Origin of the sequence: Almyronema sp. (assembly GCF_052168255.1) — a bacterium.
GTDB classification, from domain to species: Bacteria; Cyanobacteriota; Cyanobacteriia; order Phormidesmidales; family Phormidesmidaceae; genus Sphaerothrix; species Sphaerothrix epifaneia.
The window spans coordinates 67,611-84,532 of the sequence record NZ_JBQLZL010000029.1 but is presented as its reverse complement, the minus strand read 5'-3'; the positions used below and the strand labels follow the sequence as shown (position 1 = coordinate 84,532).

The 16,922-nt window shown below is 47.8% G+C and carries 7 protein-coding genes; 3 read left to right on the top strand and 4 right to left on the bottom strand.

All coding sequences use genetic code 11. The features are described 5' to 3' along the window. Positions 1-155: 155 nt before the first annotated feature. Positions 156-1,832 (bottom strand): bifunctional DNA primase/polymerase, encoded by a 1,677-nt coding sequence (locus tag ACTS3T_RS05365; protein WP_377963277.1) that lies wholly within the window; start codon positions 1,830-1,832, stop codon positions 156-158. A 16-nt stretch (positions 1,833-1,848) separates the two neighbouring features. Beyond that, entirely contained in the window at positions 1,849-5,703 is a 3,855-nt protein-coding gene (locus ACTS3T_RS05360; RefSeq protein WP_377963275.1) for a strawberry notch C-terminal domain-containing protein, read from the bottom strand. Between the two features lie 95 nt (positions 5,704-5,798). On the opposite strand from ACTS3T_RS05360, the gene ACTS3T_RS05355 reads away from it, so the two are divergent. The 3 genes from ACTS3T_RS05355 (at position 5,799) to ACTS3T_RS05345 (ending at position 10,171) form a co-directional block, all read left to right on the top strand. Further along, a complete protein-coding gene (locus ACTS3T_RS05355) occupies positions 5,799-8,819 on the top strand; it encodes a hypothetical protein (protein WP_377963273.1) in 3,021 nt (1,006 codons plus the stop codon). Beyond that, positions 8,791-9,729: a hypothetical protein gene (locus ACTS3T_RS05350; RefSeq protein ID WP_377963271.1), complete on the top strand. Its 939-nt coding sequence runs from the start codon at positions 8,791-8,793 to the stop codon at positions 9,727-9,729. The genes ACTS3T_RS05355 and ACTS3T_RS05350 overlap by 29 nt, the downstream gene beginning before the upstream one ends. A 64-nt stretch (positions 9,730-9,793) precedes the next feature. After that, entirely contained in the window at positions 9,794-10,171 is a 378-nt protein-coding gene (locus tag ACTS3T_RS05345) for a hypothetical protein (RefSeq protein ID WP_377963269.1), read from the top strand. On the opposite strand, the gene ACTS3T_RS05340 is transcribed toward ACTS3T_RS05345, so the two are convergent. Together ACTS3T_RS05340 and ACTS3T_RS05335 are read right to left on the bottom strand one after the other, a co-directional pair. Then, on the bottom strand, positions 10,155-12,419 hold the full coding sequence (locus ACTS3T_RS05340) for a hypothetical protein (protein WP_377963267.1): 2,265 nt from the start codon (positions 12,417-12,419) through the stop codon (positions 10,155-10,157). The two genes, ACTS3T_RS05345 and ACTS3T_RS05340, sit on opposite strands and share 17 nt — an antisense overlap. A gap of 263 nt (positions 12,420-12,682) precedes the next feature. After that, the gene (locus ACTS3T_RS05335; RefSeq protein WP_377963265.1) at positions 12,683-16,858 is read right to left on the bottom strand and encodes a PIN domain-containing protein; all 4,176 of its coding nucleotides are present in this window, start codon (positions 16,856-16,858) and stop codon (positions 12,683-12,685) included. Positions 16,859-16,922: the final 64 nt, after the last annotated feature.

Sequence of the window (16,922 nt, the reverse complement as noted above, 5' to 3'; positions counted from 1 at the left end):
AAGATATACGACCCACTTTAGTCCGCCCACTTGGTGCTTGGCCAATAACCCGTGCTGTTCGAAAAGCGCTCACCATCTCCACCACCATCAATGGTAGAGGTTCATTCAAGCGAATCAACGTATTCCACGGCTCTAGCGTCAGCAACGTCAGACGATCAAACCAACTCCAACTGGTGAGCCGGAAAGGATTGTTGAGAGAGCCGCTGAGAAAAGCGGTCGAACTGCTCGAAATCAGCTTTGGCTAAACGACAAGTTCGGACGGTACTGGCTTCAACCAGCAGGAGGGTGCCGCGTCGTTGAGCTGATATTTCTAAACTCCCATCAAAGGGGCTTTCCAGGCGATAGATGTGACCTTCAAAGTAAGCTCCTGTCGCGTCTTTTCGGCCTACGGTTTCCAAAATTTGTCCGGCCTGCTGAATCGCGGTGCTGACCTGCTGCCAGTAGCTCTGAACCTGCTGTTGCATGAGTGCTCGATGCTTGTGAGGCAGGGGTTTACCCGCTGCTACTCGTTGACCCATGGTTTTGATGGCATCAAGAGCACTTTCGGGAACCTCCATGGCTTTGGCGATTCGATACCAGTCGCGGAGTTGAACCAAGGTTGAGGTTTCTACAAGAGGGTTGGGAGTTGAAGAGGGCGATGGTCCCAAGGGACCGGCGCTGCGCCATCGCCCGTACGCTTGAATCTGCTCAGAGATTTCTTTCTGAATACCCTGAGGGCACCGCGCTTCAAATACTTTTTGATCCAACCTCCGTACCCGCTTCCATAAAGCGGTTTCGTCCCCTCGATACAAGCTAGCAGGCTGACAGGTTTCAGGATTGACTGAGGCCAAGCAGCGACGTAGCTTGTCTTCGTCGTAGCCAAAGGCATCACCGACACGATGAATCAGGGCTTCGGCGCGATCGCCCTTCAGCGGAATGCCATTAGCAAAAGCCCAGTTCTCGCTGCCATAAAGTTCTCTAGCTGCGACCACCAGAGACATTGACTCGTCCTGGTAAGGGTCTTGTCCGTTCAGGATTCCCTTTACTTTGGTGGTCACTAGATCAGCCAGATGAATCGCGCCTTGGCCTGACGAAGTTTGCAGGGGCCTCAGAATTGGCTTGGGCTGGTAGCTGGCGGGTCGCTGTTCTGCCTGCCGAGCGGAGGAACTGAAGAGCCCGATCGCTTCAAGGCTCTCGACTTCAACGGGCTCAGCTCGCCGAATCGACACATAGGCATTGCTGCTGGGGCCAATAGTGGGTGCCAGAACCGTAAAGCGACCTGTGCCCAACACTTCACCAACATGGGCACCACCGGGTTCTAGGGCGAAATTGGTGAAGGTCGGCGGTGTTTGCAGCTTGACGGCGAATCGCCAGCCGCCGCTGTGGGTGCGTTCGGTGAAGGTTTGCTGGAGTAGAGGGTGCTGGTCTAACCATTGAGGGACAGCGCGATCGCAAACCTGCGACGACTCAAAGCATTTCGCATCAAAATCAATCCAGGCGATCCGCTGATGTCCGCCCAGTGAGCCGACTCCGTTGAGCGGATTGGCAAACCACTGGCGCAGGTCTCGCTCACTGGGTAGGGTCTTTTGGTATCGGTGGTGATAGACCAGGTGGGGAATGCCCTGGCTATCCAGGTAAGAAGGATTCTTACCAGTAAAGAGCGGTTTTGGACACAGCCTACCGTCTTGCCACTGACAATCAACATGGGAGAAGATGCCCCGCTCGGGTTTAGCAGCAACCATGCGGGGATACTGATAAGGGTCTTGAACTGGGGCGACTGGCAGGGCAGGCAGCTGATGGGCCGTTAACCACTGCACCGTTGACCAGGCCCCAGAATTTGAGGAGGGAAGCATAAGCGGTACCTGGATTCTAGGGCTCTAGGCCGACTGGCTGGAGTTGCGGAGTTTGTACATTGAGGGCACGGCTTTGAATCAGCTCAGCGAATTTCTGAAACCGCTGGGCATCAACTTGGGTGACTTTGGAGAGAATCACCTGGTCGTTTTGGAGCTGGAGAATCTCGCCGCGATCGGCTGCTGCGATCGCCAGATTCCCCTCGCTCCCCTGAATGCTGTAGGTCTTGCTGCTAAAGCGCTGACCATCGGTATCTTGAGTGCCAACGGTGTCGAGAATGTAGCGGGCCTGATTGGTGACCGTGTCGATTTGGGACTGCCAGGCGGCTTCGTCGCGGTCTAGAGCTTGAAAGTCTCGCTCACCAAATGTTTGGCCAGCGATCGCTGCTCGACTAATCACTTCAATCTGCTTCAAGTGCTTCTCCGATCTACCAATGTCGCGAGCATGGCGATACCACTGGCGCAAATCTTCGATGGACGGTTGGCTCCTAGTTGGAGTTGACGTTACGGGCTCCTCAATGACCAGCGGTGGTTGGGCTTCAGTCACAGGGGGCGATGACTCAGCCGTGGGAGGCTTTGGCGTCTCTTTATTCCAAGAAGGATCGACAGTAGCAGTAATGAGAGTCCTGGAAGGGCTGCTTTGAAAGGTTTCTAGAGAAAATAGGGTGGCCTGTTCTTCTTCAACAACTGGTGGTGGTTCGAGAGCCGTTACACTTTCGGCAACAGCTTCTGGCCTCACCTGCGGATGAACCACTACGGCATCTGGGCCATCGACCACTGCTACCGCCGTGGTTTGCCTGAGCATATCCAGGTAGCGATCTGTCGCGTGAATCGGAAAACCCGTCACCGGAATTCGTCCCATCCCGGAGTCGGTGCTGGTGAGAATGACCTCAGTTTTTTCGGAGAGCGCCCTGGCATCTTCCAGGTAGGCTTCGTAGAAGCGGCCATCGGTGGTTTTGCTCAGCAGCAGGGCATCGGGATGCTCTGCTTTAACGTCGAGGTAAGCTTTTACGGCTGGTTTTAGAGAATGGGTTTCTTGGGGGGTAGCTTCTGGCTTGGGCTGAAGTTGTTCTCTCACAGCTTCAGCAAACCCCTGATGATGGATGTTGCGGGAAAAGGTCTGAGCAAACAGGCGGTCGGGGCTGCGGCACTCTCCCCCTCGAATCGGGTCTTGGGTAGCGACTTCCTTGAACCGGAGCTGTCCGTCCGCTTGAATCTTGAACACCATCTCGGTGTCGATGAAGGTGTCGCCGTTCTGCTCCCGGTAGTGAGTCAGGTACAGTTCATCGAGTTGCCGCTCTACGACCAGAGGAATGTAGGGCTCATTCTCGATTTTGAGGTGGTAGTCTTCGCCTGCGGTAACGGCTTCTCGAATCCCGGCTTTTTCCAAGAAGTTAGCGATGCGCTTTTCGATCTGCCCCTGCTGCTGTTTGGGTGGAAGAATGCTGCCAGAAGCGGAAGTCGATGGAGCTGATACTAGCGGAGGCGGAGGCGGCAGTGGGAGCGGTTCTCGAATGGGCCTCGGAGCCGGAGTTGCCGCATCCACCACTTCTAGTTTGGGTAATTCAATCCCCAGGTAGTCACGAGCAACGTCTTTATGGTCAAAAGCCGCCAGCATGTACTGACGCTGGTTCATCAGCACCATGAGGGTTTGCTCCAGCCGTTCAGGCAGCACGACGACTTCCATGCGATCAGCCACGGAGTGGAAATCGTTACCGACAGCGGCAATGAGCGCTTCATCTAGAAAGTACTTGGCCCCCGATTCCTTCGCTTTGGGGGCTTGCAGGATGAATCCTTCGCCGTTGATTTGGGCTTTGAGAATCAGCAACTCATCCAGAGTTTTCACCGCACCTCGGCGGCTGGTGAGATCGGTGAGGAAGGCTTTGACCTGATGGCCCTGTTTGAAGACGACGGGCTCTTTATCGAGTTCCTCGCGGATGTCGAACTCTTTGGGCATCACCAATCCCTGGCGCACCTGACCCTGATGATCCGTAAAGTTCACCAGCTTGCCTTTGGGGTATTTCTCAAAGGCTTTGATGATGTTGCCCGTGAATATCTGCCGCTCGACTCGTCCGCTTTGCTGGAACTTATCGAACAGGCTGTAGACATCGTTGCCGAACCAGTCCTGGGCCTGAGGTGTGATGGCAACTGATCCTTCCCGCCAGCTATTGAGCTTGGAGAGCGGAACCGTGATTTGTCGGGCGGAGTCAGCTACTAGCAGTCGCATCTTCCAGTTATTCGGAGCAGCAGGACTGCCGGGACGAACCTTCTGATCGATACCCGCGACGACACCGTAGAAGACGCTCTGGGTCGTGCCCGAAACGATGCGAACGGGGGTGCCAGTGGGAAATTCCTTCAAGGCAGAGGAAACCTGGTCGAATTGTTTGTCGATGCGATCGCTGAATTTGCTAGCCGCCGCTTCTTCTTTCTTCGTGGCAATAACAGCGGTGCGATACTTTTCGGTAGCTGCGGTGAGAGAGGCGATCGCATAATTTGACCGCTTATTTGCTGGAGCTTCTAACTCTTCTGGGTCATGGTTCTCTAGATCCTTCACCGCCTCCAACCCCAGCCCCTCCCGCAGCACATTCACCGCCTGCAGCTGAGTCAGCGGTTTGCTGGCACTCTTGGCATCGACAATTTCCAAAAAGACTGGCCCGGTAAACTCCGTCTTCACGGGGCTGTCATCGGCAATCACCTCCATCCGCGCCGTCGTGCGGGCATCGAGATCCAGCTGATCCGCTTCCAGGATGCTTTCTCCCATGGCCCGAGCCTGATCCACCAGCTCTTTGTACTCCGATTCAATCAGGTCATAAACCGCTTCCTGTTGCTCGATCGGCAGTAGCGGAATGGCTCCCGTAACCCGCTTAATCAAGGCGACTTCGGAACCATCGTTTTGTGCTTTCAGGGTGGGAAAATCGAGCTGGGCATTGAGTTCCAGATCATCGGTGAGCAGTTCACTCACCACCTGTTCCCCATAGGCATTCATGAAATCCACCACATTGCTGATGGAGATGTCGGTTTCCCGTGAAGCTGTGGTATTGGCGTTGAGGCTGGCCATTTTGCGGCAGAGGATCGCCCCCGGTCGCTTTTCGGCAGGCAAGTCCCCCATCAGCAAGGTATAGCTGGGCAGTTCGACCTGCCCGGTGCGATGGATGCGCCCCAGCATCTGCATGAAGACGTTGATATCCCGCTCGGCCTGGGCGACGATCATGTGTCGGGGTCGCTGATCGGCAAATTTTTCGGAGGCATGAAGGGAGATGCCCGTTGAGCCGGAGCAGTTCAGCAGGATGGCATCGGCATCACCAGCGTTGAACAGGGCCACGGCTTCAATTTTGGCTTTGGAAGAGGTTTCGCTTTCGGTGCGGACTTTGTAGGTAGTGGTGCCATCGGGGACGTAGTCCAATCCGGCTTTACGTCCGGTGACTTCGCTGATTCGGTATCCGGCCTGCTCCAGGCGTTGCTCGATGTAGTCAATGGGGCTGATAGGGATACGGCTGAAGTTGCCTTCCCGGATACATTCCAGGGCTTCTTCATAGGCAAAAAGTCCTTCATCGCCCAGCTCATCATCAGTTAAGCGGTGGCGAAAGCCCTCCGGGCTGGTTACACCAACGCTCTGGCCTTTGTAGTTGCGTAGCACCACATCCCGCGAGCGTTCCAGGTAGCGCTGCAGCAGGTCGGCGAAGGAGAGGTCGATGCGATCGCCGTTTTTCAAATCATGGGCGTCGGCATAGCTCTGAATGAAGCTGCCCATGGTATTGGCGACCGCAATCACGGGCTTCTGCCCATGGTGAAAAGCCAAATCGTTTGTCGAGATAAAGACATACAAAGAACGAGATTCTACAGTAGTAAAAAATACACCTTTAAATAAATACATAAAGAGAATTTTTCTGAATCACGTTTGGAGCGTGCGTAATTTCTCTTTTAAGCTTGAAGTTGTTAAAAACAAAGCCCTAACTCAAGCTTCTGGCCATGACCTTTAAACTTTGTATTCTGCGAAACAAAAGCCTTTCAGCCAAAAATGCTGGCCTCACTAAATTTGCTCTTTTGTCAATCACGCTAGTTTTTGGTCTATTTGGTTGTTCTCAAAAAGTTAGCCGATGTCCCCAAGCAAATCAGCAGACAGAACAAGAGTGGGAAAACTTTCGAGAGACATATCCATACCATCTCCAAACAGTTGCTTTATCAGAACCTTTGGAAGATGGATGCAGAATTTTACTGATTTCAGAGCCGCCGCCACATCTGAATGAAGAATATTTTCAATCACTCGCAGGTGATTTGGGAGAAGAGGCAAAATCTCTTGCCTATCCAGTTGGCTATGACGGCTGGGTAGCAGACGTTCTTATAACTTTGCCACCTTTAAATGACTTAGAACTCTCAGAGAAGGTTCTATCTAAACTTTATATTGACTTATATGGAACGACTTACAAGGCGAACATTTCCAATCTTCCTATTGAGCCTCCAACAGAAAACACACAGACTCTAGACTTGTCTGTATCTGCGGCGGAATTACATCAGTGGACAAATAACGGCAATTACTTATTCAAGCCTGTTCTCGGTGGTGATCCTCAAGAACTAGGCCAAATTCTAACGGAAGGGAATGATGGTGTTTTTATTAGCAATACACCCGGAATCGTTGTTTGGGTTATGTCAAAAGAAAAAGATTTGTCAGAATATAATGTAGAGGCACGGCAGTTTTTCCTTGATTCAGATTTGATCATTGGTGCTATTACCGATGATGACTTTGTTGCTGTCTTAGGTCGAGAAAGAGTTGAAAACGTACTTAGAATGCCGCCTTTACGCTTCGAAACAGCTTTGACGATAGCGGCAACAGCAGAAGAAGATCTTGCTCAGAGTTATGAACGTAATCATTTGTTCGCAGGCAGGCTTGACGAAAGTGAAGTCGAATATGGGGACTGGGCTCCAGACTGGGCTCCAATATACCTTAGTTCTAATTTAGTTGATACAGAGTTAGGTAGTTTACTGAATATAACTGACCAAATATTGAAGTCTTGGTCTTTGAATGGAGAAGTTGAATACGTTAACTTTTACGACTATCCTTACAAGCCAAGCGATTTGCCTCCATTCGATAAATCATTAAACGAGGTGTTTGAAGAGCAGGGTTCTATCTTGTTTAACTGGAATACTGAAGGGGTTGGGTACACTACTCGAATCGAGGATTACAGCTATCTGACACTCTATAGAACTGGAGCATTGTCAGTCATATATGGGACGGAGATTTCCCTTGAAGACTATGAGGAAATTGCATACGATTATTTTTCGAGCTTAAACAATCCAGATCTTGCAAGAGTTGTTCAGTATACAGCCTTGTACCAAATATTCAAAGAATTTGGCATATCATCATCTTCACAATTTGAAACTAGAAGTATGGAGTCAGGAAATGATTTCTTCGTTCAGGAAACCGCGAGACTTATAGATGCAATCATCTCCTGGCCTTTAGACAAAACTATCAATCAATTCGAGAAAGGTCATCAAGCTTTAATCAATGAGCTATATGAAGCTGCTCAGAACGGAGAGATTTCTTATCTAGAAGTGAGTGAAATATCCGATTATTATGAATCAAATTTTCAATACGCATTAAACAACCTATATCTACTGACGGATCAACTGAAAGAAGGTGATAGTAAATGGCCAGAAATAGCATTATCTGAGCTCTCCTATCTTTTAGCTTCACCAAGAGACTATAACTACTCAAGAATTGAAGAACCTGAATTCGCTGAGTGGCTAGACTCAACTTCCTATTTGATTTCCTCCCCTGAAATTCAGATATACTTTGGAGATTTGCTGGATTCCAACCTTATTATGCAAGGCTATGTTGAGGTCTTAGCTGAGGATGCTTCTAGAAGTTGGGTTAGAACTCCTTCAATTGTTCTATCTAAACATTCTGAGTTTTCTTACGCGACAGGTGGACATAATCTTGATTCTAAAGTGACCCGCTTACAACAAAGCTTAGATGTGCCACCAGGTAAAATAAGGCGTACGGATGATGGCAGCATCCTGTATAACCCTCGCGACGTTAATAAAATTCATTCAATTTCTAGAGAACTTAGATATCAAGAGGATTTAGTAGATCTTTCGCAAATTTCTCAAAGCAGGACTCTTTCACCAGAAATTAGAAGCCCAGAAAAAGCGCTCTTAACTGAAAATCATTTGTCTTTAGAGAACCGAGGCTTTAACGAAGCTCATCAGACTACTTCTTCTGCTCCTCCGTTTGGCTATCGTCCACGCAATTTTCCATTGACTCCTGATGAAGCTAAACGAATACAAACTGCAGATACCTTAGATGTTTCTTCATTTATTGTAGAACGCTCACCTAACGGCTATGTAGTTTTGCGCTCCAATAGCGATAAAGTTCTAGAAGCTTATACTCTTTCTGGCCTCCATGAAGCTTTAGGAAAATCGATTGACTCAATTCCCACAAATGATAAACCAATCCAGTTATTCTTAGTAGATTTTACTCCTGATGAAGCCAGGGCTTTAACTTTGACAGCTGACATCAAAGACCTTGAGACACAAAAAGTGCTTTTGAAGAAAGACGATCAACCGTTTGAGCAAAGCATAGCCTTGCTTAAGCGCAATCAATATGACTGGGGAAATGCAACTGTTCGAAAAGTTGAGACTGAGCCTCTTGTTGATAGCTTCTATGACTATAAGCAAACAATAGAAGTTGAAGTTCCCTCTTCTGTCATAACTCAAAAGTCACTTATAGTAAGAATCAAGATTTTTATAAAAGGTATTCTTCCAGATGATCTTGTCGGATTGATCCAATCGATAATTAAGCAATTTTCTCAAACTCCGCCATCGACAAAAAAGGATCTCAACAGTATGATTAACAATATTCAGAAACAAATCAAGAAGGAGCATCCTGATATCGACTTAGAATTTTATTACGATGAGCAAGCTGGTGATTTGATTATTAGTGGACCATCTCAATTCAATTTTCATGCAAAGCTTTCGATCCAAAATAACTAAACCAAGTGACTGTGCTTTAGCTATAGCACTGCCTCTGACTCAAGAAGACTTCTATTTTAATTTAGCGAGCGATACCGAAAAGGACTTTGTGAGAAGCATTTTCCCTAATCCTTCTCTAGTTCGGCAAGAGGCTCTATGGGAAATGAAATATTTTCCCGAAGTAGTCGAAATTGTCAATAAGGTTGCTTCCTATGTCGAAACCTGCGGAGTCAAGGTCTTTAGAGATGTCAGCCTGAATGATTTTGAAAATATATTTAGAGACTTCGAAGTTGTTACACTGGTTGCTCATTGGAGAGCCTCTAACTTCCGCAAAACTGATTTTGTCACTCCGAATACCTTATTAGATTTGATCATGAGTTCTGAACAAAATCAGATTCAATTCATCCAAAATTCTTTTAGAAGCTTTTGCAAGGAGAATAAAGACGGAAACGAATATTTATCTCCTATACGGTCAACAGCAGAAATAAACGAATTTTTGAGTAAGTTTTTTAATAACCTATTAGATGACTCAAAGTTTCACAAATTGATTCAAAAACAGGAAGCTCTTACTGACAAGCTGTACACAAAATATAAAACCCGTTTGATCCTGGATTCTTTATTTGATAGCTATATTTCTCCCGGCAATAGAATAGAACTATTTGACGGTTTACTGAGCGTTGAAAAATTTATTGAAGTAATTCCTAATGATTATAATGGCGTTTTTGACTTTGTTGTCTGTAACTCGGTTTTGATTGGCAATGTAATCAAAAAATACAGAAAATGCATCGTCTTAGTTAATGAAAAGCCTGCTATTCTGGAATATCGTCTGGCTGTTTTTTACAGGACAATCATTTCTTTGCTAAACGCAGCAGAGATTCATTATGTAGATGCTGCCGCCGCAGTTGCCAAGAATTACATTATGAGACAGTAAAATTGCTGCCTAGATCTAGTTTCATTTGCCTCCAAATTTTATACATATTCGAATATATTTCAATATGAGCGAACTCAAAAAAATCTTAAAGTCTCATTCACTGATTAGGTTAGGGGATGACTTCAGCCAGTTGGAGTTATCTCCCTTGAAGGCTAAGCTTGAAAACTTGAGATCATCTAAAGAGAACGAGTTTCGGATTTGCATGGGGGTTATCATCGCCGCTTTTATAGCACTAATTTCTCTCTGTCTTATTTTAAGAAACAATCCTGATAAGCTTGTAGTGTTAACAAGTGCTACCGGTTTGACAGTTACTGGCTTAGTCACTGCAATGCGTGGACTTTGGAAGGATAAGATTGCAGTTGATTTTATATTGGCTTTATTGGAAGGTATGCAAGCTGAATCCTTCGAGTCTATTTTGCCTATCATTATTCAAAGGTTTTAGTCTTAAAAGTACGGCGAAACCCAATGACATCTCCGGCATGTGCCCACTGAGCCCCAATGTGTTGTCCCGCCCCAGACTGCAAATCCGCTTCAACGGAAGCCACCAGATTTGGATTAGAGCCAATTTTGTGACCGATGGAATCTTGCAGCACCCGGTTCACTTCATAAGCACAGGCGACGTTGCCACCCCCTGGCCCACCCGCAGATGACTCGTTGTAGTGGGCATTGATGGCATTGACGATTCTCTGCTGAGTGGCACTGCCGTTGGAATGAGCAATGAGCTGACCGGGATGATTGGCGCTGGTGAGGTTGGTGTCAGTGGTGGTGACAACGGTAGAGCACTGATTGAGCGCCCCTAGAAACCGATTTGCCTGCTGCGCCACCTGACTGCTCTTGTCGCTGTCGTTGACGATGTGGCGAGCCCCCACGAAATCGCGCTGGTCGCCGCTGATGTACTGCCCCAGTCGTCTGCCAGTGAAGGTGCCATCCCGCATTCCCTCCACAGCTATGCGAGCGGCCAAGTCGGGCTGGTTGGCCAGCTCAGGATGATTGATCAGGTCTACCCCCAGGCGGTTAGACCAGTACTGGTAGTTGCTCTGGCCGGTGAGCTGCACGTCGCCGCGACCGTAGTAGCAGCCGGGGCCGTATTCCCCGCAGTAGCCGCCGTCTTCATTGCGGGGACGAAAGTTGGTTTCGGTTTCAGCCGTGGCCAGAATGTAGGCAATCTGTGCTCGGTCGGTAATGCCTGCCCGTTGAGCGGCTTCCAGCAGCTTGGGCACAGTTGTCGCAGCAGCGGCAGATTCCCCAGGCGGCACCTGGCTCATGATTTTGGCTAAACAGGGACCGTCTACATTCACCGCACTGAGAAAATCCGGCTCGTTGGCTTGAATTAGCGCGTCAATCTGCTGCTGCACCTCAGCAGGCAAGGGCGGAATGTCGGGAATATCGCCGGGTGGAGTGCCCGGAGTCTCGCCGACAAAGACAATGCCTTTCTCTTTAGCGCTGAACCAGGGGATGGGGCCAATGAAGTAGGGCGTACAGCCCAGATCGATAAAGCCGTGGTGGCAGACCCGAAAGTAGATGCCGAAGCTGCCGGTGCCGGAGGATTCATCCGTGTTGGTGAGCACCACTTTGAAGACCGGGCCAAAGGGCAACCGCCCCGTTGGCTCCTGCCCGCCGTTGATGACGCTAAGAATGCCGTGGCCCCCTGGCACCATCTGAGCACCCTGTCCGGTGCCGCCTTGAATCCACTGCGCTCCGTGAAGTCCGGGTGGATCGCCAGCCACACCAAGAGATACAGGCGAGTTGAGTTCCAGGTAGGCGCAGCCTCGGGGTTGAGCACACTGATAGTTGAAGCCCACTTTATCGCTGCCGGTGATGGAGCGCTGGGTGGGGGTGTTGCGGTGTTCCATCGGGCCATAGGTGACATCATCAATGGCGATGAAGCCGAAGTAGCCTACAGCAGGGGCATTGGGAAAAGCGGCGAAGGACACCTGGGAGAGCCCCGGTACCTGACCCACAAAGGTTTGCTGCCAGCCCTGCAGGTCTTCTAAGGGAGTTTGGGTAAGACCAGGGATGTCGTTGAAGCTGTACTGGCCCAGATCCAGATCGCCGAGGGAGAACTGACCCAGTAGGTCGTTGCTGGCCAGTTCTGACAGGGGGCTGCTGCCGAAGTCGTCCAGGTTGAGAGATTGCAGGGCCAGGTCGCTGAGCGCAGATGAGCCAAGGTTGTGGAGGTTGAGGTTAACCAGGTCTTTGAGAATGGGCACCTGATCTAGAGTGCGCTGGGCCAGTTGGGGAATGGCATCGACCAGGCTGGCGAGGGTTTGCTGAGCGATGAGGGGAAAGTTGGTCAGGCTGATGCCGTTGAGGTTGAGCCCGGTGAGTTGAGCGATGGTGGCGAGGTTGAAGTTTCCCAGGCCAAAGGCGTCTTGTAGGTCGCCAAGCATCAGCACCTGATCGATGGGGGTATTTTCTGACCAGATGCGAGAGGGGTTGTAGCCCAGTTGCGCGGCGAGGGAATCGGGGATTTGCAGGGAGCCCGCTTCGCTGATGACGGGCAGGGTGGAGAAGGTGATGTGGCCCCGGTCGGGAACCAGTGCGCCGTTGTAGACGGTGGAGGGGATCTGTTCGTCCCAGGCTTCGGCGTGGGCTGGGGAAAGCCCGAGGATTGGAGCCAGCAGCAGGATGAAGGCAAGAATGCTGGCGAGGAGTAGAGATGTGAGGCTTTTGGGAATGCGGCTGGGCATGGCTCCCAGGGTGAGGGGGGGATGATGGGGTTCCCTCGGAAGCCCTGTATGCCAAAGGTTAGGAGGTGGCTATGGCAGGTTTGTGGAAAATAGCGGCAAATGTTGAGGTTGGACTGATAAATGCATTTGAAAATAGTCTAATACCGAATCCGAACTCGGCTCCCCCGAATCAATCCAGGAAATCTGTAGGGGCGCATAGCCATGCGCCCTCTGGAAACGGGGGTGTTCCAACGGGATTTGGTATAAATGGATATCGAGTGGCTTCAAGTGATCACTCGTTGAGATGTGAGCCAGGAATCCAAAACCAAAAAGACTTCTCTTTTCTTCAAAGGGATTAGCTCAAATCTTTGTCTCAAGGCTCTCTTGAGTTGTTGAATAAAATCAACATTTGATCTTTTTGTTAAAATTCTGAGCAGTTCAAAGACTAATGGATCTCTAGGGTCAGTCCAGTGCATTTCGGTGACAATAACTTCAAGGTATAGCTGTTTAATAAAATCTGCTGAGATAGAAATTACATAACCCAGATTGGTATTCTTTTCATTGGCTAATGCCTTCAATACAGCAGTGTAAACTGGCCGTACTTTCCATTCGGCCAATCTAGCAGATGCCATCAAGATATCGGCATCAATTACTGTATAAGTGTAAGCATTAGCTGCGAGTTGTATGACTGACTTCTGGTAGAGCGACTCATTTACAGACTGTTGCTCTAAACAGTATTTCAAAGTGACTTGCGTCCAAACTCCTAGAACTCCTGAATCAGCATGGGCATACCAGCGTAGCCATTGATCATCAGAGTACAAAATTCTTCCAGGTTCTCCAGCAATCAAAACCGTGTCAATAAAGGCTGAAGTTATGCATTCTGCCAGCTTGTCCCGTTCGGATTTGTTGATATCTAAGGCTCTATTACAAGGTAGAATCTGGCAATTGTCTCTAATCCAGTTAATAACTCTTTCAAAGAAAACTTTCTGCTGATCAATTTGCTCAGAGGAAACTTCCTGAAAAATGCCCTGACCTCCTTCCACTCCAAAGGTGGCAAAACCTTCGCGTTGAACACCTTGTGCTCTTTCAATCATCTCGCCGAATAGATCAATTGTTGATTGAGTAATCCCAAATCTTCCTAAAAGCCTAATGACATCATCTGCAACCCCTAAATGATGAATAGTCACTAATGAGATAGGGTCAATAACTACGAGCCCTCCTTTCTGAAGACTCATCAAAGCATCTTCAAACTTCTCATGCTGAAAGTTAGACCATGCATGAATAAAGGGGGAAGCTCCAAAAGCTAGAACTTGCCAAAGCTCTATCGGATTGCGATTCATTAAGCTGGCAACAGCACCAAAAGGAAACGTACCTGAAATATATTTAGACTTAATAAGCTCAAAATGGTCTTGATGCTGTTGTAATCCTTCGATGAACTGTTGCACCCAATCATTTGAAAGATTCTCCCCATCCATCGGGACAGCAACCATTCTGAAGCTTTTAATGTCTGTATGGTTCTCTAAGACAGAAAAGCTTTGTTTACCTGCTGCACAATATTTGTCTGTAATAGCTGCAATGTGAAGAGAGTTTCGACCAAAGCCATCTTCTGCCTGAACAATTTCATCCCCTATATTCTTGCCAATCAGAGCTTGATAAAGTGGTTGACTAGAATTTAGCTCGTACTGAGCGAAAACCGCATCTGGCTGATCTTCAACAACATACCACTGTTCTTTACCAAATTCGTTTCTTAAAAGCACCCCACATCCATCTTGCACCGTCTCGAAACTTTGAATACCTGGTTGAATCTTGGTCGCCTCAAGATATGAAATCTGATAGAAGGCGTGAACTTGTCCATCATCATAAAAGTGGTGTCTTATCTCGTAGATGGTTTCAAGAAATCTGTCTATTCGATTTCTAACTTTATAGAGCTGAGCAAGTTTCCTTAAAGAGACTAAATTTAAGCCTTTCGTATCTGGTTGCGAATCAAGAAACGCATCTAGTTTTTCATATTCCCCTGTAGCATAGTTGACTGCCGCCAGTCGCAGTTGCATCGCTATGTTTTCTAGAAAGGAGTCTAGATAGGTTTCGCAGATGCGTCGGGCGCTATCCATGTCTCCAATTTCGTCATAAATGTAGGCGGCTATTTCAGAAACTGTTTCCAGCGGACCGTATTTATCAAGAAGCTGCTCACAAAGATTTAGCACCTCTCTGTAGTTACCTGCTGAGAAATAGGTCTGTAATAGCCGCCGGGAAAGAGGAGTATTCAGACTTTTATCAACAAATTGCTCGTAGATTTCGGCTGCATCACGATAATACTCTAATGAATAGAGAATATCGGCGAGACACATTTGAGCTGGGACAGAAGATTTAGAAGCGAGAACGGCTTTAGCTTGTTCAACTAGCGCTGGAATACTCGCCTCTGTACAAGTGTACTTTTGCCAGCGCATATTTTGAATAATCGTAAAAATGCTTTCTGGAGCTTCACTATTTACTTGTTGAAGCACGGCTTCGGCATTATGGCGATCGCCACGTTCCAAAAACAAGTCAAATTTTAGACGCTTGGCATCTCGTTTGAGTGCTTCAGGACTATTTGTTTTCAAGAATTGATCTAATACCTCTTCTGCTTCTTCGTCACGGTTAAGAGCCATCAAAGAGCTAGCCGCCAATAAAGATACCTCTGGAGTTTGAGAAGACAGCAAAATCGGGCTCACATAGTTGTAAGCTCCCTCTTCATCCCCTTTTTCATGAGCTAAAAGGGCACGTTGTATAACCAGATAATGGTCTTCTGGTTCTTTTTGTCGAGCAACTTCAATGTCACGAATGGCTTCATCCTGCCGACCTAACAAGCGAAAAGCAGATGCTCGATTAACTAATGCGGTGAATTGCAGATGCGACAAATCATATGGATTTACATATTCTCCCCCTAAAACTTCAGTCAGTAGAGAAATAATCCGCTCCAAATTATGCTTTTGGTGTTCTAAAAGCTGGCCAGCAGCGATGAGTGGATAGTTATTAGCAACCGGTTTGAGCAGAGCGACAGCCAGAAAAGTCTTGACGCTATCCATACTCCGATCGTTATTACCTTCTAGAGCCGCTTGCCAGCATTCTGCTGCCTTATCATACAATTTGCGATTTAGAGCTGCTTCTCCGAATGCTACTAAAACATCTGTATTTTGGTGATATTCAGATGGAACTTGTTTTAATACTGACTCAAGGTTTGCTGTGACTGGAGCAACTCGAATGCGTAGTGAATATGCAAAACCACTCGCTGGATTGCGCTCTAATGCTTCCTTGATCAAAGCCTCGGCTGTGGTGTAATTCTTTTGAAACACATACCCCATGGCCGCATTCGCTATGGCTTTGTCGTCTTCTTGGTTATATTGCAATGCTTCGATGAAGATTGTTGCTGCGTCACTAATTTCATCAAGCCCTAACTTTGCCATTCCAAGACTTGCGAGAAGACGATACTTGAGAATATCGTCCAATTGATACCACAGCTCTGCCTTTAGCTCATTTAGATATTGAACTGCTTGATTGAATTGGCCTTGATTAATCAAGGTCTGTGCATTGTCGATGCGTTTATGCCGTTCACTGTTAAGACTTCCCGAGTTGCTATATACTGCTGCTTCAACTCGTTGCCCAATATCAGCAAGTAAGGCATCGGAAGTTATCCCATATGACCTCACACCTTCAATGCGCTGTGTGGTTTCCGAATCAGCTATCGTATGCTTTGCGAGAATCCCAAAAATAAATGCACTTGCATTCTGAGATGCAACAGGCTTAGCGTCTTCTTGAATAGCTTCTGCACTATTAGTAAGCGAACAAAATATCCAGTGTACTGCTAGTGCAGGAACTCCTCCATTTGCTTCAACAGCTGCGAAAAAGCCAAATCCTACATTCTCAACAGCAACAGTATCGCCATATTGAGAACGTAAGAAATTTAGAAGCTCTGTCTTTTCACCAGCAAGTTCTTTATCTCCGGATGCGATCGGTGCCAGAAGAACAGAAGGGGGTGGACTGGTCATTCCATGAAGTGCTCTACTGAACCAGTCAGTCTTTCTTCGTTCTACTTTAGCCCTTGCTTTTAGTGCGTAAAATGGCTTGTGTACATCTGGACGTGGGTGAAATTCATTTTCTGCTCTTCCCGATTCATATGCATAGACCTTATCGGCAATCACAATATCGCCCAAGGACACATCTTTAATTCCGGTAGCAGCACTAACTAAAAAAATGACGTTAGGTTTGAAATGATTGATGGCTCTTTCAGTCTCTGAAGCCGCACTAGCATTGTTATTGTCAATCTCAACGATCGCGACTTCCCAAATTTGTTCATTGGACGAGAAATGTCCTAATTCGTAGACAGTTCCTTGAGGATGTGTCTCTTCTTCAAGTTCCGTCAAATGAGCACGAACAGCATCGTATTCATCGGGATGAGACGTCAAGATAATTGCACGTGGCATCCGCTAATACCCTTGTATCAAATCCATCCACCCATTATGGCAAGACTATTGAAGGCTGCCCACC